The organism is Qingshengfaniella alkalisoli, from assembly GCF_007855645.1.
Taxonomy (GTDB): Bacteria; Pseudomonadota; Alphaproteobacteria; order Rhodobacterales; family Rhodobacteraceae; genus Qingshengfaniella; species Qingshengfaniella alkalisoli.
The window spans coordinates 219,130-245,629 of sequence record NZ_CP042261.1 but is presented as its reverse complement, the minus strand read 5'-3'; the positions used below and the strand labels follow the sequence as shown (position 1 = coordinate 245,629).

The window sequence follows — 26,500 nt, the reverse complement described above, 5'->3', positions numbered from 1 at the left end:
TTGCGCTATTCAGGACGCATCATAATGACCGAACACAGCCCCAACGACCTGTTCCACGCCTCAAGCTTTCTTCAGGGGCAGAACGCGGAATACATCGAACAGCTATACGCCCAATACGCCGATAATCCGGCAGCCTTGGACGACGCGTGGCAGGAGTTCTTCCGCGCGCTTGGCGATGACGAGGTCGCGGTCAAGGCGGAAGCAAAAGGACCGTCATGGGAACGCCGTGACTGGCCGCCTCAGCCGGACGATGAACTGACCCAAGCGCTGGACGGACAGTGGGCCGACACGCTCACGATCGCGCCCGAGATCAAGGGTGCCGGTGACAAAATCAAGGCGAAGGCGAAAGACGGCAATGTAGAACTGACCGACGAGCAGGTCAAACGCGCCGTTCTGGACAGTGTCCGGGCAATCATGATCATCCGCGCCTACCGTATCCGGGGGCACCTTGTTGCTGATCTCGATCCACTTGGCATGCGCGACCAAAGCGCACATCCTGAACTCGACCCCAAATCCTACGGCTTTACCGACGCCGACATGGACCGGCCAATATTCATCGACAACGTGCTTGGCCTACAACTGGCCACGATGCGCCAGATCATCGAGATCGTGAAACGCACCTATTGCGGCACCTTTGCTCTGCAATACATGCATATTTCCGACCCGGAACAGTCCGCATGGCTCAAGGAACGGATCGAAGGATTTGACAAGGAGATCCGTTTTACCCGTGAGGGTCGCCGCGCGATCCTGAACAAATTGGTCGAAGCGGAAGGTTTCGAAAAATTTCTGCATGTGAAGTACACAGGCACCAAACGCTTCGGCCTCGATGGCGGTGAAGCATTGATCCCCGCAATGGAGCAGGTGATCAAACGCGGCGGTGCACTCGGTATCGAGGACATCGTTATCGGCATGCCTCACCGCGGCCGACTGTCGGTTTTGGCCAACGTCCTGAGCAAGCCCTACCGTGCTATCTTCAACGAGTTCCAGGGCGGCAGCTTCAAGCCAGAAGATGTTGAAGGGTCCGGCGACGTCAAGTACCATCTTGGCGCGTCTTCCGACCGAGAATTCGACGGCAACAAGGTCCACCTTTCGCTGACCGCCAACCCGTCACACCTCGAAGCCGTCAACCCGGTGGTGCTAGGTAAGGCGCGGGCCAAGCAGGCGCAACTGAACGATGCGGATCGTGTGAAAGTTCTGCCGGTTTTGCTGCATGGCGATGCAGCTTTCGCAGGTCAGGGCGTTGTCGCGGAGGGCTTCGGTCTGTCCGGGCTGGTGGGCCACCGCACCGGTGGCACGATGCATATCATCGTGAACAACCAGATCGGCTTCACGACCGCGCCGCATTTCTCGCGATCGTCGCCATACCCGACCGATATCGCGCTGATGGTTGAAGCACCAATCTTCCACGTGAACGGTGATGATCCTGAAGCCGTCGTACATGCCGCAAAGGTTGCGACCGAGTTCCGGCAGAAATTCCACAAGGACGTCGTGATCGACATCTTCTGCTATCGTCGTTTCGGGCATAACGAGGGCGACGAACCAATGTTCACTCAGCCGGAGATGTACACCAAGATCAAGAAGCATAAGACGACGCTTCAGATCTATACCGAACGGCTGATCGAAGACGGTCTGATCCCCGAAGGGGAAATCGACGACATGAAGGCTGCCTTCCAGGCGATGCTGAACGAAGAGTTCGAAGCCGGAAAAGAATTCAAACCCAACAAGGCCGATTGGCTGGACGGTCGCTGGTCGCATCTCGACGCGCGTCCGGACGAATACGACCGCGGGACAACGTGGATTTCGAAAGAGACCTACGAACAGGTCGGCAGGGCAATCTCCACCGTTCCGGAGGGCTTCCCTGTCCACCGCACGGTCAGACGGATCATGGATGCCAAGAAGCAGATGTTCGAAACGGGTAAAGGTTTCGACTGGGCAACGGCCGAAGCGTTGGCATTCGGATCGCTTCTGACCGAAGGTTACCCCGTTCGGCTGTCCGGTCAGGATAGTGCGCGGGGCACATTCAGCCAGCGCCACTCAGCCCTGATCAGCCAGAAGGACGAGGAGCGCTACTACCCGCTCAACAATGTCCGCGACGGTCAAGCACGCTATGAAGTCATCGACTCCATGCTGTCGGAATACGCCGTGCTCGGCTTCGAGTATGGCTATTCGCTGGCCGAACCGAACGCGCTGGTCATGTGGGAAGCCCAGTTCGGCGATTTCGCCAACGGCGCGCAGATCATGTTCGACCAGTTCATCAGTTCGGGCGAACGCAAGTGGTTGCGCATGTCCGGCCTTGTGATGCTGCTGCCGCACGGGTTCGAAGGGCAAGGACCGGAACACTCCTCCGCCCGTCTGGAACGCTTCTTGCAGATGTGCGCCGAAGACAACTGGATCGTCGCCAACTGTACGACTCCGGCCAACTACTTCCACATTCTGCGCCGCCAGATTTACCGCAGCTTCCGCAAGCCGCTGGTGATCATGACACCGAAGTCTCTCCTGCGTCACAAGCTGGCGGTATCCACCGCTGAGCAGTTCACGGATGGTTCGTCTTTCCACCGCGTGCTCTGGGACGATGCAGAACACGGCAATTCCGATCTACAACTGAAGCCCGACAACGAGATCCGCCGCGTCGTAATGTGTTCGGGCAAGGTCTACTACGATCTGCTTGAAGAACGTGACAAGCGTGGGCTGGACGATGTCTATATTCTGCGCCTGGAACAGTTCTACCCGTTCCCCGCGTTGAGTCTTGTGAAAGAGCTCGAACGCTTCAAGGACGCGCAGGTGGTCTGGTGCCAAGAAGAACCGAAGAACCAGGGCGCTTGGACATTTGTCGAGCCCAATATCGAATGGGTCCTGACCCGTATCGGCGCGAAACATGAGCGTCCCGTCTATGTCGGGCGCCATGCCTCGGCCTCTCCGGCCACAGGTCTGGCCAGCCAGCACAAAGCACAGCAAGATGCGCTTGTCGATGAAGCGCTGACAATCGAAGGAAACTGACCCGATGACCATCGAAGTCCGAGTCCCAACTCTTGGCGAAAGCGTGACCGAAGCCACGGTCGCCACCTGGTTCAAGAAACCAGGTGACACCGTGACCGAAGACGAAATGCTGTGCGAGTTGGAAACCGACAAGGTAACGGTCGAGGTTCCCTCGCCCGCATCCGGCAAGCTGGCGGAAATCGTTGCCCAAGAAGGTGATACAGTAGGCGTCGACGCGTTGCTGGCAAGCATTGCCGAAGAAGGCAACGCAGGACCGGAAGAAACCAAGGTTAAAGAGAGCGTCAGCGCCCAGAAGACCGAAGACGACGCCGAATATGCCGAAGAGATCTCCGGCAAGGGCGGCGAAACCGTTGACATCATGGTGCCGACTCTTGGCGAAAGTGTCACCGAGGCGACCGTATCGACCTGGTTCAAATCCGAAGGCGACAACGTCGCGCAGGACGAAATCCTGTGTGAACTGGAAACAGACAAGGTATCGGTAGAGGTCCCGGCCCCTGCCGCTGGCACCTTGGGCAAGATCACGGCCCAGGAAGGCGAAACCATTGAAGCGGGTGGCAAGCTGGGCGAGATGACGTCCGGTGGTGCAGCACCAGCCAAGAAATCCGGCGACGCTCCGAAATCTGACGCGAAGCCCACAGGCGATGGGCAAAAAGACGTAGAGAACGCCCCGTCTGCGAACAAGCTGATGGCCGAGAAAAACATCTCCGCCGATCAGGTAACGGGCACGGGCCGTGACGGTCGCATCATGAAGGAAGATGTGCTGAACGCGATCTCTGCGCCGAAAGCAGCGCCGAGTGCACCTGCTGCGCCGCGTGCTCCGGTTCCCGCCGACGACGCGGCACGCGAAGAACGGGTGAAGATGACCCGCCTGCGCCAGACCATCGCGAAGCGCCTGAAAGACAGCCAGAACACCGCCGCTATGCTGACCACCTATAACGAGGTGGACATGACCGAGGTCATGGCGCTGCGGAAGGAATACAAGGACCTGTTCGAAAAGAAGCACGGCGTTCGTCTGGGCTTCATGTCCTTCTTCACCAAGGCATGCTGCCACGCTCTGAAAGAAGTGCCCGAGGTCAACGCCGAAATCGATGGCACAGACATCGTCTACAAGAACTTCGTGCATATGGGCGTGGCCGCCGGGACCCCCACGGGGCTTGTCGTCCCGGTCATTCGCGACGCCGACAGCATGTCCTTCGCCGAGATCGAAAAAGCCATCGCCGAAAAAGGCAAGCGCGCCCGCGACGGCAAGCTTTCGATGTCGGAAATGCAGGGCGGCACCTTCACCATCTCCAACGGTGGTGTCTATGGCTCGCTGATGTCCTCGCCTATCCTGAACCCGCCGCAATCGGGCATCCTGGGCATGCACAAGATCCAGGAACGTCCCATGGCGATCAATGGGCAGGTCGTGATCCGCCCGATGATGTATCTGGCGCTGAGCTATGACCACCGGATCGTTGACGGCAAAGGTGCTGTGACCTTCCTGGTGCGCGTCAAGGAAGCGCTGGAAGATCCGCGCCGGCTGTTGATGGATCTTTAACTACCTACGAGCCTGCCTGATACGGGCAGGCCCGTTTCATCCGTCGTGGATGAGTGATCATTGTCCTTACGCGGGAGCCCCGAAAATGACACCGGAACTGACCGCACTCGCCCTCGCCGGACTTTTGCAAGGGGCTCAGTTCACCGCATTTTCCATCGCCGCCAACCGTCAAGTTGGCCCCAAGGTGGCGATGGGTACGCGGGACCACACACCTGCACTAACGGGCAAGGCGGCACGCTTGCAGCGGGCAATGAACAACCATTTCGAAGGTTTGGTACTGTTTACCGTTGCCGTCGTCGTTGTAAGCCTCGGCGGTGCAGGAAGTGCGTTCACCGTATTTTGTGCCTGGCTCTACCTGCTCGCGCGTACCCTTTACGTGCCAGCCTATGTATTTGGCTGGGTGCCATGGCGTTCAATGATCTGGGCGGTCGGGTTCGCGGCAAGCATCCTGATGATCCTCGCGGCATTGATAAACTGACAAGACATAATCGCGGAGAGCGCAGCGCGTCTCGTCCGAACGATCAAGGAGACCCAAATGACAGACTATGACGTCATCGTAATTGGCAGCGGCCCCGGCGGCTATGTCAGCGCAATACGCTGTGCACAACTTGGCTTGAAAACGGCCTGTGTCGAAGGGCGAGACACGCTGGGCGGAACCTGCCTGAACGTCGGCTGCATCCCGTCAAAAGCGCTGCTGCATGCAACCGAACAACTGCACGAGGCAGAAACCAATTTCGAGAAGATGGGTCTGAAGGTCAAGGCACCGACCGTCGATTGGAAGCAGATGCTCGCCTACAAGGATGATGTCATCAGCCAGAACACCAACGGCATCGAGTTCCTGTTCAAGAAGAACAAGATCGACTGGCTGAAAGGCTGGGGATCGATCCCGGAAGCCGGCAAGGTAAAGGTCGGTGACGAGACACACACTGCCAAGAACATCATCGTCGCTTCCGGATCGGAAGCATCGTCGCTTCCGGGCGTGGAGGTTGACGAAAAGATGGTCGTGACCTCCACCGGCGCTCTGGAGCTGGGCAAGATCCCGAAGAAAATGGTCGTGATCGGCGCAGGCGTCATCGGGCTGGAGCTCGGCTCGGTCTACAAACGTCTTGGCGCCGAGGTGACCGTCATCGAGTTTCTCGACACCATCACGCCGGGCATGGATGCCGAGGTCTGCCGCCAGTTCCAGAAACTGCTGGGCAAGCAAGGGTTGGACTTCGTGCTGGGTGCGGCCGTGCAAGGTGCCGCGACCTCCAAGTCCAAAGCCACAGTGACCTACAAACTGCGCAAGGACGATAGCGAGCACACGATTGACGCAGACACGGTTCTGGTTGCAACGGGACGCCGGCCCTACACCGACGGGTTGGGGCTCGATGCGTTGGGTATCGCAATGACCGACCGTGGCCAGATCAAGACGGACGGTCACTACGCGACCAGTGTCAAAGGCATCTACGCCATCGGCGACGCGATCGCGGGGCCGATGCTGGCGCACAAGGCCGAAGACGAAGGCGTCGCAGTTGCCGAAATCCTCGCGGGTCAGGCCGGCCATGTGAACTACAACGTCATTCCCAGCGTCATCTATACGCACCCGGAAGTCGCCTCTGTTGGCAAGACGGAAGAGCAACTGAAGGAAGCCGGCGTAGACTACAAGATCGGCAAGTTTTCCTTCATGGGTAATGGCCGTGCGAAGGCCAACTTCGCGGCAGACGGGTTCGTGAAGCTACTGGCTGACAAGAAAACCGACCGCATCGTCGGGGTACATATCATCGGTCCAATGGCGGGCGACCTGATCCATGAAGTCTGCGTCGCGATGGAATTCGGCGCTGCCGCCGAAGACCTCGCCCGCACCTGCCACGCGCACCCGACCTATTCCGAAGCCGTGCGCGAAGCAGCCCTGGCTTGCGGCGACGGCCCAATCCACGCTTGATCCTGTGATGGCCCCGACGCATGCTCGGGGCCACACACGGAGGATAGCACTATGACCGAGACACCGACGAAATTCACGGATGATACCGCGACGCGGGTAAAGATTGTCTGGGGACTTTATATCCTGTCGGTGGTGGTCGGCATCACCTCGATCGTCGGTGTAGTGCTGGCCTATATTTGGCGCGGGGATGACCCGACCAATCCGCTCAGCACCCATTACCGAAAGCAGATTCGTACCTTCTGGATAGCGCTTGGCCTTGCCATTCTTGGACTGATCCTTGTGATCGTGGGCGTTGGCATACTGATCCTGTTGGCGGTTGGTGTTTATTTCGCGGTCATGAGCATCATCGGGCTAATGAAGGCACTGGACGGCAAACCCTGGCCATGATCAAAATGAATTTCGCTTGATCCAGCGGGGACTGCTTGACGTTCCTTGGGGCTTGAATTAGGTCGGATCACGCTGAGCGGGTATGGTGTAATGGTAGCGCCCTAGCCTTCCAAGCTAGTCGTGCGGGTTCGATTCCCGCTACCCGCTCCAGTACCTCCCGTCGCGATTGTGCTGTATCTCCCGAGGACTGGACAGGTGCATTCAATTGCCGCAGGGTAAAAGAAAACGACAGCATTCGGACAACGTATGGCGACGATACTTAAGAAAACCTGGGAGGAGTATATCCGGCCGCTGATCAGGCGACCTGATCGCATACAGTTGGCCGCGCTATGCTACCGCGAGACGCAAGACGGGCTGAAAATCCTGCTGATCACATCACGTGGCACGGGACGATGGATCATCCCCAAAGGCTGGCCGATGAACGGGATGGATGGCGCGCAGGCCGCTCTTGAGGAAGCCTGGGAAGAAGCTGGCGTAGCCGAAGGCGATGTCTGGGCGACGCCACTTGGCGACTATGGATACTTGAAGGAAATCGACACTGGCCCCCCCGTCCCGACACGAGCCGTTATTTATCCTGTAAAGGTTGTCACCATGCGCGAAACTTTCCCGGAAAGTGATCAGCGTCGACGTCAATGGTTCAGCCCCGAAGAGGCGTCGAAGCTGGTGGACGAGCCCGAATTGCGGGATATTCTGGGCAAACTGACGCATCAAGACCTACTTGATCATTGATCCAAAAGCGGGTAGCCGCCTGCGGTTGATGTAGTTAGACGACTTTTCGAGAGGACGCCCGTGGCCCAGAACCGCGCCGACCGCCAATGGGCGACGCTGGATAAAGATCTTAACCGGATCAGTCAGGTCGAGTACGCCGCACAATACGTGTCACGGCCATTTATTGGCATGAGCGTTGCGCTTGCCTTCTTGATTCTGACGGGTCTCGTCGCCTTCTTGCTCGTCGGCCAGCGCCCGGATTCATTCGTCGTGATCGCCGCAGCCATCTTCGGCGCGTACATGGCGCTGAACATCGGGGCCAATGACGTCGCTAACAACATGGGTCCGGCGGTAGGCGCCAACGCGCTTACCATGGGCGGCGCTATCGTCATCGCGGCTTTGTGCGAGAGCGCCGGTGCCCTGCTGGCCGGCGGCGACGTGGTTGGAACGATTTCCAAAGGCATCATCGATCCAGCCAGTCTCGCCGATCCCAACGTCTTTGTCTGGGCGATGATGGCGGCACTGGTATCGTCCGCATTGTGGGTCAATCTGGCGACGATAATCGGAGCACCCGTTTCAACCACCCATTCCGTGGTCGGCGGTGTTCTGGGTGCAGGAGCAACCGCCGCAGGGCTTTCAGCCGTCGATTGGAACACCATGCAGGCCATCGCGGCAAGCTGGGTGATCTCGCCGTTGATGGGCGGTGTGATCGCTGCTGCAACGCTTGCCTTCATCAAGGTCTACGTCATCTATCAGGACGACAAGATCGCCGCCGCGCGTCGCTGGGTGCCAGTGCTTATCGGCATCATGGCTGGTGCCTTTACCACATATCTGTTGCTGAAGGGCTTGAAGGCCATCCTAACGGTTTCCCCTCTCGCGTCGCTTGCCTTGGGCATTATGGTTGGCGCGCTTTCCTATGCCGTCGCAGCTCCTTTGATTCGTATGCAGTCGGAAGGGATGGAAAACCGCAACAAATCCCTCAAGAGCCTGTTTTCGTTCCCGCTTGTTCTGTCCGCCGGCCTGCTGTCGTTCGCGCATGGTGCCAATGATGTCGCGAATGCGGTCGGCCCCTTGGCGGCAATTGCGAATGTCGTTCAAGAGGGTCACACCACGATGGACATGCAGGAAATCCCAACATGGGTCATGGTTGTCGGGGCTCTCGGTATTTCCTTCGGCTTGATGCTGTTCGGCCCCAAGCTGATACGCATGGTTGGCAGCCAGATCACAAAGCTGAACCCAATGCGTGCTTATTGCGTAGCCCTTTCTGCGGCTATTACCGTCATAATCGCGAGTTGGCTTGGGCTGCCCGTCAGTTCCACGCATATCGCGATTGGCGGTGTTTTCGGTGTGGGCTTTTTCCGAGAATGGTTCCTGGAACGCCGCGCGCGCCAATTTGCCCAGCAATCCGGCCGCAACAAGGTAATCGCACCTGAAGAACGCCGGCGCCGCAAACTGGTGCGCCGGTCACATTTTCTGACCATTGTAGCCGCATGGCTGATCACGGTACCAGCGTCGGCGCTTCTGTCGTCCGGCGTATTCTTGGTGTTGCGGGCGCTGGCGATCTGAACCTCAGCTCACCAGCATTCTCAGCCCTTGCGTCACATCTGACCGGACCGCCAGCCGCAACCCCGGTTCGTCCCCAGCCCTAAGCGCCGCGATGATCAGACGGTGCCCGCGCGGCGGCTCCGTCCTGTTCAAACGGCCATAGAGCTTGCCCATCGTCGGCCCCAACTGCAGCCAGACGGTTTCCAGCATGGCCAACATCGCGGGTGCCTGTGCGCGCAAGTAGAGCATCCTGTGAAATTCCAGGTTGATCCGGATATAGGCTTGCGGGTCATGTCGCCGAATGGCCTCCGCAATTCCGCCGTTAATGATTTCGAGCCGTTCGATCAGCGCCATGTGAGCGCGTGGTAAGGCGCGCGACGACAACTCCGGTTCCAGAAGCGCCCGGAGCGCAGCCAGTTCTTCTATCCGCTCGTTTGACAACTCCGGCGCCGTCACGCGGCCCGAGGTGGACAAGGTCAGCGCCCCTTCAGCTGCCAGCCTGCGCAAGGCCTCGCGCGCCGGGGTCATGGACACGTCAAACTCAGCAGCGATGCCCCTAAGCGTCAGCGCGGTGCCCGGTGTGATCACCCCCTGCATAATGCGCCCTCGCAATGCGCGGTAGACCCTCTCATGCGCCGCAGTCGTAACGTCTGTCTGCCGGGGCGGGGTCACGCGCTGAACCTGAAGCGATGCAAGCCGTGTCCTTCATTTCGCAGCCAACGCCGATGGGCGCGGTAGTGAGGGCATAGATGCTCGACCACCCTCCAAAAGGCGGGCGAATGATCCATTCGTTCCAGGTGCGCCACCTCATGGGCCGCAACGTATTCGAGCACTTCCGGCGGCGCCATCGCCAGCCGCCACGAGAACATCAGATTGCCTTCGCTGGTGCAGGACCCCCAACGCGACCGCGCATCCCGCAACGTGATCTTGTTTACCCTGTGTCCGATCTCAGCGGCATATACGTTGCAATGTGTCGTAAACCGTTCGCGCGCTGTTTCCTTGAGAAATGCGGCAACCTGCGGCCCGACGGGACGTGACCCTGCAACCCCAAGCACATGGTCGGACAGCCTAATGCCACGCGCTCCCGTGACCGCTACCGTCACTTCCCGTCCCTCAACGGCCATAACGCTCCCATGCGTAACGGCTACTATGGTCGGGATGTCGTCCAGATGCCGACGTATCCAGTCTGACTTTTCCGCCAGAAAGACTTCCGCGTGCCGGATCGCCGTCCTGTCAGGGATTGACAGGGTCACTTTTCCATCCAGCCGAGAGACTCTTAAAGACATCCTTTTTGCCCGCGCCGTTCGACGCAGACAAATCTCGACCTCAGGCTGGCCCTTTAATGTAAGTCGAGGGGTAGAACTGCCCATGACCGCCTCTTATTTGTTGGCCAGATTATGCGACTGATCCGCCACGGGCGCAAGAAGGTGCGAAATGCTTTGACACCATTGAAACGCTGTGGCAGGGGGCTGTTTTGGCCCTCGGACACTCAATGAAAGGACACGTCAATGCCCAAGGAGGAATGGGGTACGAAGCGCGTTTGCCCAACCACGGGCAAGAGGTTTTACGACCTCAACCGCGACCCGATCGTAAGCCCCTACACCGGTGAGCCTGTCGAAATCGACTCCGACAACAAATCCCGCACCATGATCGGCGATAAAGCGGATCCGAAATCCGCACGCAAAAATGACGACGACGTCGTCCTTGACGATGATGATGACGACAACAGCGACGTCGATATCGACGATGATGTTCTTGACGACGATGATGATGACAGCGTGTCGCTCGATGAGATCGCTGACGTTGCGTCGGAAGACGACGACAGCTAAGCGATCAGCGATATTTTCCGCTTGAACTTGCACAGCGCGTTCTCTAGAAGCGCGCTGTGACCGGAAACGGTCAACGGAATGGGGCCTTAGCTCAGTTGGGAGAGCGCTTGCATGGCATGCAAGAGGTCAGGGGTTCGACTCCCCTAGGCTCCACCAAATTTCCCCTGAAAAGCACCAGATAGTCCTGCCTTTCTTGTCAGAGGATTTGCCTCTGCCGCGCAGACCAGTGCTGTTTCTCCTATGAAAATTTGCGCTACCTTTATCCTCGCATATCGGCGCGTTGATCACTGCGCAGCGCGTTCCCCTGTCAAACCCGAGAATGGCCCATGAGCGACCATTTCTTTGTCGTGACGGGCGGCCCCGGTGCGGGCAAGACCAGCCTGATCACCGAGCTCGCCCGTCGCGGCTTTCACAGTACCCACGAATCCGGCCGCGCGATCATCCGCGAGGAGATGGCCAGCGGCGGAGACGCCCTCCCCTGGGCGGATCGCATGGCCTGTGCCGAACGGATGCTGGAGCGGGACCTGCGCACCCACAGCGCCGCACAGGCGCTCTCGGATCCCGTGATCTTCGACCACGGCATTCCTGATATGCCTGGGCTACCTGAAGCTCTGCGGCCTCCCCGTGCCGCCCCACCTCACCGCAGCGGCCAAGACAGCCCGCTACAATCTTCGCGTCTTTCTGGCACCTTACTGGGATGAGATCTTCACGCAAGACACGGAGCGCAAGCTGACCCGCGCTGAAGCAGAAGCGACCTGTGCAGTCATGCGCCAGACCTACACCGCGCTCGGATACGAGATTCGGCAGCTTTCACGCACTGCCCCGCGGGGCGCGCCGACTTTCTTGCGGCGCAGTTGGCCCCTTGACGAAGGCTTCACACTCCACACTCGAAACAGCGCGCCGGTTCCATAGCGGATACGCGCAGCGCGAAAGTCTGACCCACCAATCGGCAATTCCAACGAGCTTGAAAAAAGCAGTCAGCACCGCGCAACGTTTTGTATCGGTCCGGACAAAACTAGATGACAGGATGGCAACTGGCTTGCCACAGCAACAAAACGCGGAATTTTCGCAATCCTAGACCTCTATGCCCCGGCTCTGGCTGCAGGCCGGAAATCGAGACACGTCACGAAGGTAGATCAGTCAACACGAACGACCCAATCGCCTCACGGTACAAAGCCACGGGTCGGTTGCGCGCTTCCTGCAGCTACAAGTCGAACTTCAGCATCATTCAGACGACCTGCCTGCATCATACTGGCGCGGCTATCACTCAACAGAATTCTACTCGATCAGCCCGACTCTTCGACGAATGGAATTGTCTCGCAATGCGACCTCCGTCCCGATCAGATCATCCGAGTCAGACCCGGACAGCCAGAACAGCGCCTTCGCGGGCCATTCAGGCGGGACATGCATGGCAGGGTCCATTTGGCTGACGGGGTTGATACCGCTTTCGCGGATCTGGTCCTGCATCTGCGTGCGCACGGTCCCCGGCGACAGCCCCAAGGCGCGGATGCCCTGTGTGCGGTATTCGACATCAAGACAGCGCGTGAACATGGCCACCGCCGCCTTGGATGAACAGTAATGGCTCCACCCTTCCAAGGGGTTTGTCGCGGCGCCGGACGAAACCGTCAGAATGCTCCCGCCGCCAGCAGCCAACATCACGGGCAGAACCGCGCGGGCACCATTGAACACACCTTTGACATTGATGTCGATCACCTTACCCCAGTCATCGGGGTTCATGTCGGCAATCGCCCCGATCGGTTCAATCACTCCTGCATTGTTGATCAGAACATCCAACGAACCGAAGCTGGTAACAACCGCTTTCACAGCCGCTTCCATTTCCCAAAAGCGCGTCACGTCGCAGGGAATGGCAATCGCCTGCGGGCCGATTTCCCCGGCAAGATCGGCAATCAGTTCATTGCTGCGTGCAACAAGCGCGACATTCCAGCCCCGAGCAGCATATTCTCGGGCGGTGGCGGCGCCGATTCCCTTGCTCGCACCAGTGATCAATACAGTTTTGCGTGATTCGGTGCTCATAGGTCTTTTCTCCCATTCAGTATTCCGGCACGGTCGCACCCGCATGTAGTACAACAGTCGCGCAGTTACTTGGGGACTGCAACGAATCTAGCACGGAAAGGATCCTTCATGTCGCAAAAAATCGTTACAGCGCTTTCATTTGGTGGAATGATCGCGCTGCACCCGATGGCAGTCTTCGCCGATGTGACGGCCGAACAGCTTTGGGCCCATTGGAACAACCCGTCGAATGATGGGGTTTCCATAGCCGCGGGTCAGGTCGATACCAGTACGGACGGTATGACACTGACGGACGTGACGCTGTCCTTCTCCGTCGAAGATACCGGTGCGACGGCAACGCTTGGCGGTATGACGCTGACCAATCAATCCAACGGCAGTGTTCTCGTCACCCTGCCCGACACGACGCCGGTGAATGTCACGCTTACCCCAAGCGATGCGCCAGTGACAGAAGCTGCAGCAACTCTGAACTCCACTGAATTTGTACTGACACTGAGCGGCACCGCCGAGCAGCCTGACCTGGATCTCGGTGCAGTTCTGATGGCGCTGACTGTTGATTCTGTCACACAAGAAGGTGAGCCTCTGGACGCGAGCTTCGCGCTGAATTTCGGTGACGTGACCGGTACGCTCACGGGTTTGACGAGCGACTTGTCCGCACCCGCCGACCTGACGCTCGATGTCGGAGAGTACGGGCTGGACATGGCCATGACCGATCCTGATTCCAGCGCCGAGATATCGTCGCAAAGCCAGTTCGCGAATTTCGCCTTCAATGCCCATATCGAGGCGATTGACCCGGATATTTTCCTGCCGGTTCTACAGGGCAAGATGACTTTCGGCAGCGGGCAGTCCTCCACCACGACAACGGTTCCCGAAATCGGAACGATGTCCAGCAGCGCAAGCTCGCAAAGCGCCGAAGCGCAGATCGCGATCACCGAAGCGCGAGCCACATACGAAGGAACGGCACAAGGGCTGGAAATGTCCTTCACCGATCCACGCATCCCTGTCGGAACGGTCGGCGGACAGGCAGAAGCGATCGACTTCATGCTGTCGCTGCCAGCGGCACCGGCAGACGACCTTCAACGGGCCGATCTGGTTTTCGACCTGAACGGCCTGACGCTGGACGATTCCGTATGGTCCACGTTCGACTCGGACGCTGCACTACCTCGCGATCCTGCTAATCTGCGGCTGGCACTGGAAGCCGACATGGAGTTCACCTCCCTTGCCATGCTGGAACAGCCATCGCCCGAACTGCCCATCCGCAACCTGCGGATCACCGATTTGCACCTGTCCTTTGCAGGCGTTGAAGCGGATGCGACCGGGTCCTTCATGCTACCCGAAACACCGATGAGCCCCGAAGGCATTCCTAACACGCCCGCCGGGTCCATCGAGGCACGGGCGACCGGGGTAATCGGCCTTCTGGGCAAGCTGGGCGAGGCAGGCCTTGTGGATCCCGAACAGCTCATGGGCGCGCAGATGATGCTGGGGATGTTCGCGACTTTCGGCGAAAACGACACGCTGACATCCAAGATCGAAACAGCGGAAGACGGCAGCGTTCTGATCAACGGCACGCAAATAAAGTGAGCCTTGCCCCCGCCGCACGGCATGGCTAGCTGTGGCGGGTAACAACCAAGGAGCTTCCCGATGAGCCTGACGCCCGCCGCGCTTACCGAACGACTGATCGACGCTGCCCGAAAGGCTGGCGCCGATGCAGCCGACGCTATTGCCGTCGCGGGCACGTCAGTTTCCATCGGGGTGCGAGACGGTAAGCTGGAAGAAGCAGAGCGCTCGGAAGGCACCGATATCGGGCTGCGTGTTCTGATCGGGCAACAGCAGGCCTGCGTGTCGTCGTCCGACACCAAGGACGATACGATCCGCACGATGGCCGAGCGTGCCGTTGCAATGGCTCGTGAAGCGCCGGAGGACCCGTTCGTCGGGCTAGCTGATCCGGACCAACTGGCAAGTGAGTGGAATATCGCGGCACTGGAGCTTGCCGATCCGTCCGATGAACCCGAAGCCGAGACATTGCAGTCGGACGCCCTGCGCGCCGAGGCGGCAGCACGGGCAGTCGATGGCGTGTCGCAGGTTCAATCCGCCAGCGCAGCCTATGGCAAGCGTAGCATCCATCTGGCAACCACTGGCGGTTTCCGTGGCGGCTATGACCGAACGGACCGCGGCACCGGGTGTGTTGCCATCACCGGAAGCGGGACGAATATGGAACGCGACGCTTTCGGGGATTACCGGATATTTCAGGCCGATGTCATATCGCCCGAAGAGATCGGTCGCATAGCGGGGAAAAGGGCGGTGGCGCGAGCGGGGTCAAGGAAACCTCCGACCGGAGCCTTCCCGGTCCTTTACGACGAACGCATTTCCGGGTCGCTGATTGGCCATCTGCTGTCTGCCATCAACGGAACGGCGGTGGCGCGTGGTGCGACATTCCTGCGCGACGCTCTGGATGAACAGGTTCTGCCCGCGACGCTGACACTGACGGAAGACCCGCATCGCAAACGTGTCTCCGGTTCCAAGCCCTTTGATGGCGAAGGACTGCCAACGCGGCGGCGCGACATCGTCGCGAACGGGATCTTGACGGGGTGGGTGCTCGATCTGGCGACGGGGAGAAAGCTGGGCATGGCCAGCACGGCCAACGCGGCGCGGGGGACGACCGCACCGCCTTCGCCTTCCGTTTCCAATGTCAGCCTGACGCAGAGCGACCGCAGCCGCGACGACCTGATCCGCGACATGGGAACAGGTCTGCTGGTGACATCCATGATCGGGGCCACCATCAACCCGAACACGGGAGACTATTCACGCGGCGCATCAGGCTTCTGGGTGGAGAACGGTGAAGTCACCTACCCCGTGAATGAATGTACTATCGCGGGCAATCTGCGCGACATGCTGCGGACGATCCAACCGGCCAACGATGCGCGCTTGCACTTGTCACGCGTCATCCCATCGCTGCTGGTTGAAGGCATGACCATTGCCGGTGCCTGATCCGCAGGACCTTGCCGATCTCGAGCTTTTGACCAAGGCTGCACATGAAGCAGGTGAGATCGCAACCCGTTACTGGAGACGCGATCCGGAGGTCTGGCACAAGCCGCTGGAAGCCGGCCCCGTGTCCGAAGCGGATCTGGAGATCGACCGCTGGCTCTATCGCACGCTGACGCGGGCACGCCCCGACTATGGCTGGCTGTCCGAGGAAACCGAGGACAATCCTAATCATCGCGACGACCACAGCATCTTCGTGATCGACCCCATCGACGGCACCCGTGCCTTCATCGACGGGGCCAAGACCTGGGCTCATTCACTGGCCGTGGTGCGCGGGACAAAGGTCACGACCGCAGTCGTCTTTCTGCCCATCCATCAACGCCTGTTCATCGCAACAAAAGGTGGGGGTGCGCAACTGAACGGCAGCCCGATATCAGCAAGCCAGCGGACGGAGATTTCCGGCGCGACCATGTTGGCCAACAAATGGACACTGGGGCCCGATTTCTGGCCCGGGGGCACGCCCCTGGTTGACAGGCAGTTTCGTTCGTCGCTGGCCTATCGGCTTTCCCTGGTAGGACAGGGACGGTTCGACGCAATGGTCACGTTCCGCAATAGCTGGGAATGGGACATCGCCGCCGGATCGCTGATCGCATCCGAAGCGGGCGCTACCGTCTCGGACCGGCACGGCAAACGACTGAGCTTCAACAATACTCGCCCCTATGTCGAAGGTGTCATCGCCGCGCCTGCGCCTCTTCACGAGAATTTGCTTGCACGGACTCAACTGCCAATTGCTTGACCGCAGCCCGCAATTCCCTACTGTGCCGCCAAACCAGTAACCGGAGAGTAGCGATGGCCCAGCGTCTGCATCTCGTGTTCGGCGGCGAACTCGTCGACCCGACCAAAACCGTCTTCAAGAACATCGACGACATCCACATCGTCGGAATGTACCCCGACTACAAATCAGCCTATGACGCTTGGAGATCCGAAGCGCAGCGCACGGTTGATGATGCCCACACACGCTACTTCATCGCTCATCTGCATCGTCTTCGCGATGAAGAAGCAGCGGCCTCGGCCACGGAAGAACTCGGGAACTAGTCGCACTGTATGGGTCGATCAATCGCGCTTGCCATATATCTTGCCATCACCGCCCGCGCAGAAGGCTGGGGTCGGCGTAAGCTTCAGAAACGACTGGTGGCGGGCAAAGAAGATCCTGACCGCATCGAGGAACGCAGCGGCCATCCGTCGCTGCCCCGTCCCGAAGGCCGCCTGCTGTGGTTCCACGCGGCCAGCGTTGGTGAGGTGCTGTCCCTTATCGAGGTGATGGAACGGCTGGCAGAGTCCGAGTCGGACCTGCGCTTCCTGGTCACGACCGGTACCGTCAGCTCTGCCTCAATCCTGTCCACGCGCCTGCCCCCCCGCTGTGTGCATCAGTATGTGCCGATTGATATCGGCGGCTTCGTCACGCGGTTTTTGGATCACTGGAAGCCCGATCTTGCCGTTTTCGTCGAAAGCGAATTCTGGCCCACACTGATCACCGAGACACGCGCACGGGGCATTCCCATGTTGCTGATCAATGCGCGGCTTTCGGCGCAAAGCGCGCAACGCTGGGCAAAGCTGGGCGGCGCGCTCGGATCGCTTCTGTCTCGCTTCGACGCGATCCAAGCACAAGACGATGTGACGGCCTCCGCGCTGCGGCGTTTCGGATACCCGCCAGAGCAGCTTCTGATTTCCGGCACGCTCAAGGAAGGCGCCCCCCCGCCGCCGTGCGACGAAAACGAATTTGCACGGCTGATGGGGCTTATGAAAAACCGACCGGTCTGGCTCGCCGCCTCCACCCACCCGGGTGAAGAGGAAACCGTCGCCACAGCCCACCGTCAGGCATTGCGGTCGTCGGTCAAGCTTATGATGATTCTCGCTCCTCGCCACCCCGACAGAGGTGATGCGATCGCCAAGATGCTGCGCGAAGACGGATGGAAGGTGGCGCAGCGATCTGCGGGCGAAGACCCTGATGACGCCACGCAAATCTACCTGGCCGATACGTTGGGCGAGATGGGGCTGTGGTATCGCATAGCCCCACTGAGCTTCGTTGGTGGGTCCTTGGTACCCGTTGGCGGGCACAATCCGTTTGAACCCGCTGCGCTCGGATCCGCCATCCTCTGCGGCCCGCATGTCAATAATTTCCGCGACATCTATGCCCGCCTCGAAGACGCGCGGGCAACGCGCGTGGTGCACAATGATGGTGAACTGGCAGCGGCTGTGGTGGAATTGCTGCAACCTGATCGCATTGCACCGATGGCCTACGCTGCATGGGAAATCTCTTCCAGCGGTGCCGCGGCCACGGACAAGGCGCTGGCATTGATCCACGACCATCTGCCCGAAAAGGTCGCGTGATGCGGCCGCCGCGCTTCTGGAACAGGCCACCTGGCCGGCCCGCTCTGGCAAGCCGGTTACTCTCACCTCTTGCGGCCCTTTACGCTTGGGGCACGGCGCGCCGGGCAGGGATCGTGGGGCAGTCCGCACCCGTGCCAGTCATCTGTGTAGGCAACCTGAACGCAGGCGGCACCGGCAAGACACCCGTCGTGATTTCCCTGACCCAACGGCTGATCGCAAACGGGTACAATCCTGCGGTGGTCACGCGGGGCTATGGCGGCAACATCGAAGGCCCCACCAAGGTGGACCCTAACCGTCATTCAGCCGAACAAACCGGCGACGAGGCGCTCTTGCACGCAGCCTTCACCGCGACATGGATCGCAAAGGACCGCGCCGCCGGCGTTGCTGCCGCCGTTGCGGAAGGAGCGGACAGCATCCTTCTGGATGACGGATTTCAGAACCCATCAGTGACGAAAGACCTGTCGATAGTTGTCGTGGATGCCGCGACGGGATTCGGAAACGGACGGGTACTGCCCGCCGGACCATTGCGCGAACCGGTCGGACCGGGCCTTGCGCGCGCCGATCTGCTGCTTTCCGTTGGCGAGGCGGACGATCAGGCGACCTTCCAGACCAGATGGGGTGATCAAGTCACCTGCCCCTCAATCCAAGCGCGGCTGGAACCGCTGCAGATGGGCATGGACTGGCACGGGCTGCGCGTGCTCGCCTTTGCAGGGATCGGGCGTCCGGAGAAGTTCTTCAACACGCTAAAGTCGCAAGGCGCCGATATCGTAGATGCAGTCGCTCTGGGCGATCATCAACCGCTAGCGCCCGCGCTTCTGTCACGGCTGGAACAGCAGGCGAAGGCGAAGGGGCTGCAACTCGTCACCACGGAAAAGGATCAGGTGCGGATGCCACCCGGTTTCCGCCACAAAGTGCTGACGCTGCCGGTCAGGTTGGAGCCGGAAAGCTGGACCGAAATCGATCACGAACTGGCGCGGATCGGGTTGGGCGGCCCTGAAAGCTAGCCGCCCGTTGAAGCGTTTCAGACCCGCTCGTCTATGGCTTTCGCGAAGTCATCATAGCTCATATTGCTGAACTTCTCGTCGTTGACGATGAAGCTGGGCGTGGAACTGATGTCATCCGCCTTGGCGTTCTCTTCATACCAGGCGACCAGCGCCTCGGCCTTCGCGCCATCTTGCAGACAGGCATCGAGCGCCTCGTCCGTCAGACCTGCTGTCTTGCCGATACGCTTCAGATTATCCACGACGGTCGCCGGGTCGCCTTCACCGATCCATTCCTTCTGACGGCTGTACAGCATATCAGCGATCCCGAAAAACCGCATCTCGCCGCCGCAACGTGCGACCATTGCCGCCCACAAGCCGAAGCGGTCGAAATAAACATCACGATAGATGAACCGGACCTTTCCGGTGTCGATGTAGTTAGTTTTAAGGTCCTTGAAGACCGTCGTGTGGAAATTCGCGCAGTGCGGACACGTGAATGACGCGTATTCAACAATCGTCACCGGCGCATCTTCCGCGCCCAACGCCATTTCAACGATTTCCGGCGCGTCCTGAGCAAATGCAGCCGGTGCGCCAATAGCGGCACCACCGGCGCTCGCCAGCATCAGGGCAGAAAATTCACGTCTGTTCATCGATAACCTCAATTGTTCGTATCGTTCATGATGTTGGCACCAAGCGATTCAAGCGCCGCTCGCAATCCGGGATCGGATACGCCCGCCGCCGCTTCGCGCGCCTTCGGATGATCCTGTGGCGCAGGTACGACAGGCTGCGTTCGCCGGTATGTGAAGGGAGTCTGGCCTTCTGCGAAGCCCATTGGTGCAGTCTGCGTCACACTGACACGCGAGATGGCGTTATAGCCGTAGCACGCATTCACGCGGTCGCGGATCGACGGCAAGTAACCTTGCACCATCGGCGCAGCCGCGCCTCGGGTCAGGACAGTCAGCGTGCCACCCATGCCACCCTTGGCATAGGAAACTTTCAGAGGCTGGCACAGCTTTGCGATATCATCGCCCACCACCTCGGCCCAGTGAGTGACCAACCGGCTCACTGCGAACCCGCGTGTTTCGCCTACCTTACGGATCTGGGTTTGCACAAGGCCGCCAGCCTTCGTAAACCCTTTACCGCGTCTGCGTCGGGGATAAGTGGATTGGGTCTTCTGGGCCATATCGTTCCGTTATTCGCTGGGTCGCATCCTAACGCACCGCGCCGCCATGACCATAGCGATTTGGGAAAAGGATCATAAAGCTTGCGTGAAGCCGCTAACCCCTCCGACCTACTGGCCTGGTATGACCGGCACGCCCGCAGCTTGCCCTGGCGTGTCAGCCCTGCCGATCGCAAGGCCGGTGCAATACCCGAACCGTACCACGTCTGGCTGTCAGAAATCATGCTGCAACAAACCACCGTCGCGGCCGTAAAATCCTATTTCGAGCGCTTCACCCGGCGCTGGCCATCCGTCATCGCCCTGGCAAATGCCGAAGACGCTGAAATCATGGCGGAATGGGCGGGGCTTGGCTACTATGCACGCGCGCGAAACCTTTTGAAATGCGCGCGAGTCATTCGTGACGACCTGGCGGGTGCTTTCCCGCGAACGCGAGACGAGTTGATCCAGTTGCCTGGTGTCGGCCCCTACACGGCTGCGGCGATCTCCGCGATTGCGTTCGACGCGCCAAGTACCGTCGTCGACGGGAATGTAGAGCGCGTCATGGCACGGCTGCATCGTATCGAGACACCGCTGCCCAAGGCAAAACCCGAACTGACCGCTTTTGCAGATACGTTGACGCCACTGGAACGACCTGGCGATTACGCGCAAGCGGTCATGGACCTTGGCGCGACGATCTGCACACCACGCAATCCCGCCTGCGGCATCTGCCCCTGGCAGGCGCCCTGCAAGGCGCGCGCGGCGGGTATCACGAACGAACTGCCGCGCAAGGAACCCAAGAAGCCCAAACCTGTCAGATACGGGATCGCCTATGTGGTTCGTCGGTTAGACGGGGCGTGGCTGCTGGAAACGCGGCCCGACAAAGGGCTGCTTGGTGGGATGCTCGGCTGGCCCGGAAGCGACTGGTCCGATCAGCCACTGGAGGCGCCCCCCATCAACGCCGAATGGATCGAAATGCCTTCGGAGGTGAGACACACCTTCACGCATTTCCATCTGCGCTTGCGCGTACTATTCGCGGAGGTCGCCCTGGCAAGCGAGCCGAAACATGGTGAATTTGTAGCGAAGCTGGCACCATCATCGCTGCCAACGGTGATGCGCAAGGTCTATGATGTGGTGAAAAATCAGCTGGACGCGCCGCCAACACAAAAGGCCAGCGGCGCGCAGTGATTAAAGTTCTGACCGAATCTGCTGCCGCAGCAGGTCGATCGGCACGGTCTTACCGTCGCGGCGGAAGCACCAATAGGTCCAGCCATTGCAACTTGGCGCGCTTTCCAGCGCTGCGCCGACCTGATGGATCGAACCGCGCACATCCTTTGCGATCAGCGTCCCATCCGCGCGGACCCGCGCGGAGTGACGACCGTTCAGTGAGGTCAGGGTTTCGCCGGGGCTTAGCATGCCCCGCTCGACCAGCTGGCCGAAGGGGACACGCGGTTCGGCCCGCTTGGACTTGGTGACCTCGAGCGACTCGCTGTCGAACTTGCGGACCTTGCCAAGACGGTTGCGCGCAACCTCAATGTAGCCCGCATCACGTTCCAGCCCGATGAAATTGCGCCCCAACTTCTTGGCGACCGCGCCCGTGGTGCCGGTGCCGAAGAACGGGTCCAGAACAACATCACCCGGATTGGTCGTACCAACCAGAACACGGTGCAAAAGCGACTCGGGCTTCTGGGTGGGATGCGCCTTCTCACCCTCGGAATTCTTCAACCGTTCATGGCCGCTGCAAATCGGCAGCACCCAGTCAGACCGCATCTGCGTACCTTCATTCAGCGCTTTCAGCGCCTCGTAATTGAAGGTGTATTTAGAATTCTCGTCTTTCGAGGCCCAGATCAACGTCTCATGCGCGTTAGTCAGGCGCTTACCGCGGAAGTTTGGCATCGGGTTGGATTTGCGCCACACCACATCGTTCAAAATCCAATAGCCTTGGTTCTGAAGTGCCGCGCCCACGCGAAAAATGTTGTGATAGGATCCAATCACCCAGATGGCACCATTAGGCTTCAGCAACCGACGCGCCGCTGCCAGCCACTCTTGTGTGAACTGGTCATAAACCTTGAAGCTGGCGAACTGGTCCCACGCGTCATCAACCGCATCCACGCGGCTGTTGTCGGGGCGATGCAAATCACCCCGCAGCTGCAGATTGTAGGGCGGATCGGCGAAAATCAGATCAACAGTGCCCTCCGGCAAGCTGTTCATCAATTCAATGCTATCGCCGCACAGAATCTGATTGAGCGGCAGCTTGGCCGCTTCTGTCTTGGTCTTTGTCATCACTACTGCCTCGTAAGCTGGCGCTGTTTTCGCGCCTTATTGAGGCTCAAAATGATTCAAACCTGATTCGCCGTCAATTTATTTTTTTGAATCAAGATGTTACGATTGTGTCTGGATACAAGATATTGTGGACCGGCCGGAAAGAACGCCTATGATGTGGTGTGACCCCATGTTCTTTCAACGCCAGTTTATGGGCGACGGTCGGGTAGCCCGCATTCGTTGCCCATCCGTAATGCGGGAATGCATGGTCGAGCTCTGCCATGATCCGGTCACGCGCCACTTTGGCGACAATCGATGCGGCCGCGATGGATTGCGCTTTCGCATCCCCTTTCACGATCATATCCGCCGGCAGGTTCAAACCCTTGGGCTTCAGCGTCCCGTCGATAAACGCATAGTCCGCCCGGCCCTTCAGCCCCGCCAACGCACGCATCATCGCCATGTGCGAAGCACGTAGAATATTATGTTCATCAATTTCCGCGACGCTGGCATGCGCAATGGACACATCAGCCTCCTGCAACAGCATCTCGAACAATGCTTCCCTACGCTTGGGGCTAAGCTTTTTCGAATCGTTCAACCCATCGGGGATGTTGTTCGGGTCTAACCACACAGCCGCAGCCGTCACCGGCCCCGCAAGCGGACCTCGACCGACTTCATCCACGCCAGCGATCCGCTTCACGCCATGACGATACAGCAGCGCCTCACGCGAGAAATCCGGCAACGAAACGGTCATTCCAGCCCAAGAACATTGGCCATAGAATACTCGCCCGCAGGTTTCCCGACAGCCCAGATCGCGGCCTTGACCGCGCCGCGCGAAAAGATCCCGCGATCCGTTGCCAAGTGACGTATGACGATCCGTTCTCCGTCCGCCGCGAAGATTACATCGTGTTCGCCGACCACATCGCCACCCCGGATTGCCGTGAAACCGATATCCCCCCGCTTGCGGGCACCCGTGATCCCGTCGCGGCCACGGTCAGCAACATCGCGCAGCTTGACACCGCGACCCTCGGCGGCTGCTTCGCCCAACATCAGCGCCGTGCCAGACGGTGCGTCCACCTTGTAGCGGTGATGCGCCTCGACCACTTCGATGTCGAAATCTTCGTCAAGCGCGGCCGCTACACGACGCGTCAGCCCGACCAGCAGGTTCACGCCAAGGCTCATGTTGCCCGCTCGGACAATGGCGGTTTTCCGGGCAGAGTTTGCGATGCTAGCCAGTTGCTCGTCGTTCATGCCGGTTGTGCCGATGACATGCGCCGTGCCGTGCCGTGCCGCCAGTTCGGCGAAAGCCAGCGTCGCAGTCGGAGCTGTAAAGTCGATCACCACATCCGCTGCAGCAATCGCCTGCGCCGCATCATCCGTGACCGCCAGGTTCAATGGCTGCCCGCCCATCGCAACACCCACGTCCTGGCCGACCCATTCGTGATCAGTGCGCTCAATGGCACCGGACAACTCGACTGCATCATTGTCGGACACGTTCTTGACCAGCATCTGCCCCATCCGGCCAGAGACACCTGTGATCGCGATACGGGGACGGTTGGACATGCTCTTTCACCTTCAAATGATCTTATGCCCTGCCTAGCCTAGCACCCGCCTGTTGCAAAGCCTGTTGCGAGAACGCCTTTGAAAGCCTAGATGGGCGGAATGGGTAAGAACAAACATCACGACGGGTCTGGCCCGTCCCAGCGGCAGCTTCGCGTGGGCGAGGTGATCCGTCGCAGCCTGTCCGAAATCCTGATGCGTGGCGACATCCACGACCCCGACCTGAACCGGCTTTCGATCACGGTGGGAGAGGTCAGGACGTCGCCCGACCTGAAAATCGCCACGGCCTTCGTTCTGCCGCTCGGCGGCAAAGGCGCGGATGAGGCGTTGCAGATCCTGCGCAATAACCGCCACGAGATCCGCCGTGCGGTCGGCAAGGCGACCAAACTCAAATTTGCGCCGGAGATCCGCTTCGTGATCGACGATACTTTCGACCGGATGGATGAAACACGCCGCCTGTTTTCTCAGGAAAACGTGCAGCGCGATTTACGTGAAGCGGAAGATGACGGCGATCTTTAGGTCGCTGCTGATCGCCCTGGGATGCATCGCGACGCCGGTTCTGGCGGTCGCCTCTCCCGAATGCCGTCAGATCGATAGCGGCGGCAACGGCTTTACCGCCTGCAGCGTCGATGATCCCTCCTCGCTCCGTCTGTGGCTGAAAGATGCTGACGGCCAGGTCTATGGCAGTTTCAGTAAGCTCGCGGACGACCTCGCGCACAGCGGTCAGACACTGACCTTCGCGATGAATGCGGGCATGTATCATTCCGATCGCCGCCCCGTGGGGTTGTATCGCGAAAACGGCGAAAACACTGCCAGCCTGGTGACCTCAAAGGGGCCCGGCAATTTCGGGATGCTGCCCAATGGCGTGCTCTGCATCGATGACGACCGCGTGGAAGTGATCGAGACGCTGGACTTCGATCAACGCCAGCCCAAGTGCCGCTTCGCCACCCAGTCCGGTCCGATGTTGCTGATCGACGGTCAGTTCCACCCGCGCTTCTTGCGGGATTCGGATTCGCGCAAGATCCGCAATGGGGTTGGCGTGGACGAGGCCGGTCGGGCCCATTTTGTACTGTCCGACAGGCCGGTGACCTTCTGGGAATTCGCGACCCTGTTCCGGGATGTGCTGAATACACCGAATGCGCTGTATCTGGACGGAACGATTTCCCGGCTCTATGCCCCTTCGATCCACCGCGACGATCTGGGCTTTCCGATGGGGCCGATTGTCGGTACCGTCGCGCCATCCGGTTGACGACGCACCGCCACGACGCTAGCAGGCGTTTTCGCAAAATCACGGCAAGGACGAACGGATATGGGGCGCAGGCGCAAGGGGCGTGACATTTCGGGCTGGCTCATCGTCGACAAGCCTGCGGGCTTGACCTCCAACGCGGTGGTCAACAAGGTCCGCTGGGCGTTCGACGCGAAGAAGGCGGGCCATGCGGGCACGCTGGATCCCGAAGCGACCGGCGTTCTGGCCGTCGCGCTTGGCGAAGCAACCAAGACCGTTCCATATGTGACAGACGCGCTGAAGGCCTACACCTTCACCGTCCGGCTGGGTCAGGCGACCAACACTGATGATGCCGAGGGCGAAGTCATTGCACAGAGCGACCTGCGACCCACCACGGAAGATATCGAGGCCGCCCTGCCCGGTTTTGTCGGCGACATCATGCAAGTGCCGCCACAGTATTCCGCCGTGAAGATCGACGGCGAACGGGCCTACAAACTGGCCCGCGACGGCGAAGACCTTGAACTGGCAGCACGTCCACTGTTCGTCGAAAGCCTGACGCTTTTGGGACGGCCCGATGACGATCACGTCACGCTGGAAATGGTCTGCGGTAAGGGCGGTTACGTCCGCGCGATCGCCCGCGACCTGGGGGCCGAACTCGGCTGTTACGGCCATGTCCGCGAGTTGCGCCGCGTCTGGTCCGGTCCCTTCGATGCCGAAGACGGTGTCAGCATGGAAGAAATCGAAGCCAAGGCCAAAGACCCCGCGCTGGACGAACTGCTTGAGCCGTTGGAAGTCGGATTGGCCGACCTGCCCGAACTGCCCTGCACGGCTGAAGGCGCAACCCGACTGCGCCACGGCAACCCCGGCATGGTCATCGCCTCTGATGTCGAATACGGCGACGAGGCTTGGGCGTCCTATCAAGGCCAGCCCGTCGCGGTGGGTATCTACAAGGCGGGTGAGCTGCATCCAACACGGGTATTCAATATCTGATC

The 26,500-nt window shown here is 59.8% G+C and carries 28 protein-coding genes and 2 tRNA genes; 22 read left to right on the top strand and 8 right to left on the bottom strand.

All coding sequences use genetic code 11. From position 1 onward, the window contains the following. Positions 1 to 24 precede the first annotated feature (24 nt). The 8 genes from FPZ52_RS01320 to FPZ52_RS01285 all read left to right on the top strand — a co-directional run bounded on the left by FPZ52_RS01320 (position 25) and on the right by FPZ52_RS01285 (position 9,119). On the top strand, positions 25 to 2,997 hold the full coding sequence (locus tag FPZ52_RS01320) for a 2-oxoglutarate dehydrogenase E1 component (protein ID WP_146362969.1): 2,973 nt from the start codon (positions 25 to 27) through the stop codon (positions 2,995 to 2,997). A 4-nt stretch (positions 2,998 to 3,001) separates the two neighbouring features. After that, complete coding sequence (odhB, locus tag FPZ52_RS01315) at positions 3,002 to 4,534, top strand: 2-oxoglutarate dehydrogenase complex dihydrolipoyllysine-residue succinyltransferase (RefSeq protein WP_146362967.1); 1,533 nt, start codon at positions 3,002 to 3,004, stop codon at positions 4,532 to 4,534. 85 nt (positions 4,535 to 4,619) lie between these two features. After that, positions 4,620 to 5,012, top strand: coding sequence for an MAPEG family protein (locus tag FPZ52_RS01310; protein ID WP_146362965.1), 393 nt, complete (start codon positions 4,620 to 4,622; stop codon positions 5,010 to 5,012). Between the two features lie 57 nt (positions 5,013 to 5,069). Next, a complete protein-coding gene (lpdA, locus tag FPZ52_RS01305; RefSeq protein ID WP_146362963.1) occupies positions 5,070 to 6,458 on the top strand; it encodes a dihydrolipoyl dehydrogenase in 1,389 nt (462 codons plus the stop codon). Positions 6,459 to 6,509: 51 nt separating this feature from the next. Next, positions 6,510 to 6,845, top strand: coding sequence for a DUF4870 family protein (locus FPZ52_RS01300; protein ID WP_146362961.1), 336 nt, complete (start codon positions 6,510 to 6,512; stop codon positions 6,843 to 6,845). A gap of 76 nt (positions 6,846 to 6,921) precedes the next feature. Next, positions 6,922 to 6,995: transfer RNA gene (locus FPZ52_RS01295), tRNA-Gly, on the top strand. A gap of 96 nt (positions 6,996 to 7,091) precedes the next feature. Next, positions 7,092 to 7,574, top strand: coding sequence for an NUDIX hydrolase (locus FPZ52_RS01290; RefSeq protein WP_146362959.1), 483 nt, complete (start codon positions 7,092 to 7,094; stop codon positions 7,572 to 7,574). Between the two features lie 60 nt (positions 7,575 to 7,634). Further along, positions 7,635 to 9,119 (top strand): inorganic phosphate transporter, encoded by a 1,485-nt coding sequence (locus FPZ52_RS01285; protein ID WP_240804373.1) that lies wholly within the window; start codon positions 7,635 to 7,637, stop codon positions 9,117 to 9,119. 3 nt (positions 9,120 to 9,122) lie between these two features. Here FPZ52_RS01285 and FPZ52_RS01280 read toward each other — a convergent pair whose 3' ends face one another. Continuing rightward, complete coding sequence (locus FPZ52_RS01280) at positions 9,123 to 9,770, bottom strand: GntR family transcriptional regulator (RefSeq protein ID WP_240804372.1); 648 nt, start codon at positions 9,768 to 9,770, stop codon at positions 9,123 to 9,125. After that, a complete protein-coding gene (locus FPZ52_RS01275; protein WP_146362957.1) occupies positions 9,767 to 10,468 on the bottom strand; it encodes a M48 family metallopeptidase in 702 nt (233 codons plus the stop codon). The genes FPZ52_RS01280 and FPZ52_RS01275 overlap by 4 nt, the downstream gene beginning before the upstream one ends. A 138-nt stretch (positions 10,469 to 10,606) precedes the next feature. On the opposite strand from FPZ52_RS01275, the gene FPZ52_RS01270 reads away from it, so the two are divergent. From FPZ52_RS01270 to FPZ52_RS18835, 4 genes are all read left to right on the top strand, one after another. Further along, positions 10,607 to 10,927, top strand: coding sequence for a TIGR02300 family protein (locus tag FPZ52_RS01270; RefSeq protein WP_146362955.1), 321 nt, complete (start codon positions 10,607 to 10,609; stop codon positions 10,925 to 10,927). Positions 10,928 to 11,007: 80 nt separating this feature from the next. Further along, positions 11,008 to 11,083, top strand: a tRNA-Ala gene (locus FPZ52_RS01265). A gap of 170 nt (positions 11,084 to 11,253) precedes the next feature. Next, positions 11,254 to 11,628: an AAA family ATPase gene (locus FPZ52_RS18840; protein ID WP_168201229.1), complete on the top strand. Its 375-nt coding sequence runs from the start codon at positions 11,254 to 11,256 to the stop codon at positions 11,626 to 11,628. Further along, complete coding sequence (locus tag FPZ52_RS18835) at positions 11,552 to 11,839, top strand: AAA family ATPase (RefSeq protein ID WP_168201321.1); 288 nt, start codon at positions 11,552 to 11,554, stop codon at positions 11,837 to 11,839. Before FPZ52_RS18840 ends, FPZ52_RS18835 begins: the two co-directional genes overlap by 77 nt. A gap of 366 nt (positions 11,840 to 12,205) precedes the next feature. On the opposite strand, the gene FPZ52_RS01255 is transcribed toward FPZ52_RS18835, so the two are convergent. Then, complete coding sequence (locus tag FPZ52_RS01255) at positions 12,206 to 12,961, bottom strand: SDR family oxidoreductase (protein ID WP_146362953.1); 756 nt, start codon at positions 12,959 to 12,961, stop codon at positions 12,206 to 12,208. Between the two features lie 108 nt (positions 12,962 to 13,069). Here FPZ52_RS01255 and FPZ52_RS01250 point away from each other — a divergent pair, with 108 nt between their 5' ends. From FPZ52_RS01250 to lpxK, 6 genes are read left to right on the top strand one after another with little or no spacing between them, the layout of a single operon-like run. Next, positions 13,070 to 14,536, top strand: coding sequence for a DUF2125 domain-containing protein (locus FPZ52_RS01250; protein ID WP_146362951.1), 1,467 nt, complete (start codon positions 13,070 to 13,072; stop codon positions 14,534 to 14,536). 60 nt (positions 14,537 to 14,596) lie between these two features. Further along, positions 14,597 to 15,943, top strand: coding sequence for a TldD/PmbA family protein (locus FPZ52_RS01245; RefSeq protein WP_146362949.1), 1,347 nt, complete (start codon positions 14,597 to 14,599; stop codon positions 15,941 to 15,943). Then, positions 15,936 to 16,733, top strand: coding sequence for an inositol monophosphatase family protein (locus FPZ52_RS01240; protein ID WP_146362947.1), 798 nt, complete (start codon positions 15,936 to 15,938; stop codon positions 16,731 to 16,733). The genes FPZ52_RS01245 and FPZ52_RS01240 overlap by 8 nt, the downstream gene beginning before the upstream one ends. Before the next feature lie 53 nt (positions 16,734 to 16,786). Next, on the top strand, positions 16,787 to 17,032 hold the full coding sequence (locus FPZ52_RS01235; protein WP_146362945.1) for a DUF4170 domain-containing protein: 246 nt from the start codon (positions 16,787 to 16,789) through the stop codon (positions 17,030 to 17,032). A 9-nt stretch (positions 17,033 to 17,041) separates the two neighbouring features. After that, the gene (locus FPZ52_RS01230; protein ID WP_146362943.1) at positions 17,042 to 18,328 is read left to right on the top strand and encodes a 3-deoxy-D-manno-octulosonic acid transferase; all 1,287 of its coding nucleotides are present in this window, start codon (positions 17,042 to 17,044) and stop codon (positions 18,326 to 18,328) included. After that, positions 18,328 to 19,332, top strand: a complete 1,005-nt coding sequence (lpxK, locus tag FPZ52_RS01225) for a tetraacyldisaccharide 4'-kinase (RefSeq protein WP_146365608.1) — start codon at positions 18,328 to 18,330, stop codon at positions 19,330 to 19,332. The genes FPZ52_RS01230 and lpxK overlap by 1 nt, the downstream gene beginning before the upstream one ends. Before the next feature lie 17 nt (positions 19,333 to 19,349). On the opposite strand, the gene FPZ52_RS01220 is transcribed toward lpxK, so the two are convergent. Together FPZ52_RS01220 and FPZ52_RS01215 are read right to left on the bottom strand one after the other, a co-directional pair. Beyond that, positions 19,350 to 19,958: a DsbA family protein gene (locus FPZ52_RS01220; protein ID WP_146362941.1), complete on the bottom strand. Its 609-nt coding sequence runs from the start codon at positions 19,956 to 19,958 to the stop codon at positions 19,350 to 19,352. 8 nt (positions 19,959 to 19,966) lie between these two features. Beyond that, positions 19,967 to 20,491, bottom strand: coding sequence for a DUF721 domain-containing protein (locus FPZ52_RS01215; protein ID WP_146362939.1), 525 nt, complete (start codon positions 20,489 to 20,491; stop codon positions 19,967 to 19,969). An 81-nt stretch (positions 20,492 to 20,572) separates the two neighbouring features. Here FPZ52_RS01215 and mutY point away from each other — a divergent pair, with 81 nt between their 5' ends. Then, on the top strand, positions 20,573 to 21,652 hold the full coding sequence (gene mutY / locus FPZ52_RS01210) for an A/G-specific adenine glycosylase (RefSeq protein ID WP_146362937.1): 1,080 nt from the start codon (positions 20,573 to 20,575) through the stop codon (positions 21,650 to 21,652). On the opposite strand, the gene FPZ52_RS01205 is transcribed toward mutY, so the two are convergent. The 3 genes from FPZ52_RS01205 to dapB form a co-directional block, all read right to left on the bottom strand. Further along, positions 21,653 to 22,750: a site-specific DNA-methyltransferase gene (locus tag FPZ52_RS01205; protein WP_146362935.1), complete on the bottom strand. Its 1,098-nt coding sequence runs from the start codon at positions 22,748 to 22,750 to the stop codon at positions 21,653 to 21,655. An 88-nt stretch (positions 22,751 to 22,838) separates the two neighbouring features. Then, on the bottom strand, positions 22,839 to 23,477 hold the full coding sequence (locus FPZ52_RS01200) for a ribonuclease HII (RefSeq protein ID WP_146362933.1): 639 nt from the start codon (positions 23,475 to 23,477) through the stop codon (positions 22,839 to 22,841). After that, positions 23,474 to 24,286 carry a 4-hydroxy-tetrahydrodipicolinate reductase gene (gene dapB / locus FPZ52_RS01195; RefSeq protein ID WP_146362931.1) on the bottom strand — a complete coding sequence of 271 codons (813 nt, stop codon included), beginning with the start codon at positions 24,284 to 24,286 and terminating at the stop codon, positions 23,474 to 23,476. Before dapB ends, FPZ52_RS01200 begins: the two co-directional genes overlap by 4 nt. Before the next feature lie 99 nt (positions 24,287 to 24,385). Between dapB and rbfA the strand changes: the two genes are divergently transcribed. The 3 genes from rbfA to truB are packed head-to-tail and all read left to right on the top strand — an operon-like array spanning position 24,386 to position 26,498. Beyond that, the gene (gene rbfA / locus FPZ52_RS01190; RefSeq protein WP_146362928.1) at positions 24,386 to 24,802 is read left to right on the top strand and encodes a 30S ribosome-binding factor RbfA; all 417 of its coding nucleotides are present in this window, start codon (positions 24,386 to 24,388) and stop codon (positions 24,800 to 24,802) included. Next, positions 24,786 to 25,532, top strand: coding sequence for a phosphodiester glycosidase family protein (locus FPZ52_RS01185; RefSeq protein WP_146362926.1), 747 nt, complete (start codon positions 24,786 to 24,788; stop codon positions 25,530 to 25,532). Before rbfA ends, FPZ52_RS01185 begins: the two co-directional genes overlap by 17 nt. Positions 25,533 to 25,592: 60 nt before the next feature. Next, on the top strand, positions 25,593 to 26,498 hold the full coding sequence (truB, locus tag FPZ52_RS01180) for a tRNA pseudouridine(55) synthase TruB (RefSeq protein ID WP_146362925.1): 906 nt from the start codon (positions 25,593 to 25,595) through the stop codon (positions 26,496 to 26,498). Positions 26,499 to 26,500: the final 2 nt, after the last annotated feature.

Bases quoted from the DNA above. Each gene is read 5' to 3' on its own strand.
- FPZ52_RS01185 (WP_146362926.1), top strand. From the start codon at position 24,786: ATGACGGCGATCTTTAGGTCGCTGCTGATCGCCCTGGGATGCATCGCG.
- FPZ52_RS01270 (WP_146362955.1), top strand. From the start codon at position 10,607: ATGCCCAAGGAGGAATGGGGTACGAAGCGCGTTTGCCCAACCACGGGC.
- lpdA (WP_146362963.1), top strand. From the start codon at position 5,070: ATGACAGACTATGACGTCATCGTAATTGGCAGCGGCCCCGGCGGCTAT.
- FPZ52_RS01230 (WP_146362943.1), top strand. From the start codon at position 17,042: ATGGGTCGATCAATCGCGCTTGCCATATATCTTGCCATCACCGCCCGC.
- FPZ52_RS01300 (WP_146362961.1), top strand. From the start codon at position 6,510: ATGACCGAGACACCGACGAAATTCACGGATGATACCGCGACGCGGGTA.
- dapB (WP_146362931.1), bottom strand. From the start codon at position 24,286: ATGTCCAACCGTCCCCGTATCGCGATCACAGGTGTCTCTGGCCGGATG.
- FPZ52_RS01245 (WP_146362949.1), top strand. From the start codon at position 14,597: ATGAGCCTGACGCCCGCCGCGCTTACCGAACGACTGATCGACGCTGCC.
- rbfA (WP_146362928.1), top strand. From the start codon at position 24,386: ATGGGTAAGAACAAACATCACGACGGGTCTGGCCCGTCCCAGCGGCAG.
- FPZ52_RS01220 (WP_146362941.1), bottom strand. From the start codon at position 19,958: ATGAACAGACGTGAATTTTCTGCCCTGATGCTGGCGAGCGCCGGTGGT.
- FPZ52_RS01290 (WP_146362959.1), top strand. From the start codon at position 7,092: ATGGCGACGATACTTAAGAAAACCTGGGAGGAGTATATCCGGCCGCTG.
- lpxK (WP_146365608.1), top strand. From the start codon at position 18,328: ATGCGGCCGCCGCGCTTCTGGAACAGGCCACCTGGCCGGCCCGCTCTG.
- FPZ52_RS01235 (WP_146362945.1), top strand. From the start codon at position 16,787: ATGGCCCAGCGTCTGCATCTCGTGTTCGGCGGCGAACTCGTCGACCCG.
- truB (WP_146362925.1), top strand. From the start codon at position 25,593: ATGGGGCGCAGGCGCAAGGGGCGTGACATTTCGGGCTGGCTCATCGTC.
- FPZ52_RS01215 (WP_146362939.1), bottom strand. From the start codon at position 20,491: ATGGCCCAGAAGACCCAATCCACTTATCCCCGACGCAGACGCGGTAAA.
- FPZ52_RS18840 (WP_168201229.1), top strand. From the start codon at position 11,254: ATGAGCGACCATTTCTTTGTCGTGACGGGCGGCCCCGGTGCGGGCAAG.
- FPZ52_RS01320 (WP_146362969.1), top strand. From the start codon at position 25: ATGACCGAACACAGCCCCAACGACCTGTTCCACGCCTCAAGCTTTCTT.
- FPZ52_RS01250 (WP_146362951.1), top strand. From the start codon at position 13,070: ATGTCGCAAAAAATCGTTACAGCGCTTTCATTTGGTGGAATGATCGCG.
- FPZ52_RS01310 (WP_146362965.1), top strand. From the start codon at position 4,620: ATGACACCGGAACTGACCGCACTCGCCCTCGCCGGACTTTTGCAAGGG.
- FPZ52_RS01200 (WP_146362933.1), bottom strand. From the start codon at position 23,477: ATGACCGTTTCGTTGCCGGATTTCTCGCGTGAGGCGCTGCTGTATCGT.
- FPZ52_RS01255 (WP_146362953.1), bottom strand. From the start codon at position 12,961: ATGAGCACCGAATCACGCAAAACTGTATTGATCACTGGTGCGAGCAAG.
- odhB (WP_146362967.1), top strand. From the start codon at position 3,002: ATGACCATCGAAGTCCGAGTCCCAACTCTTGGCGAAAGCGTGACCGAA.
- FPZ52_RS01275 (WP_146362957.1), bottom strand. From the start codon at position 10,468: ATGGGCAGTTCTACCCCTCGACTTACATTAAAGGGCCAGCCTGAGGTC.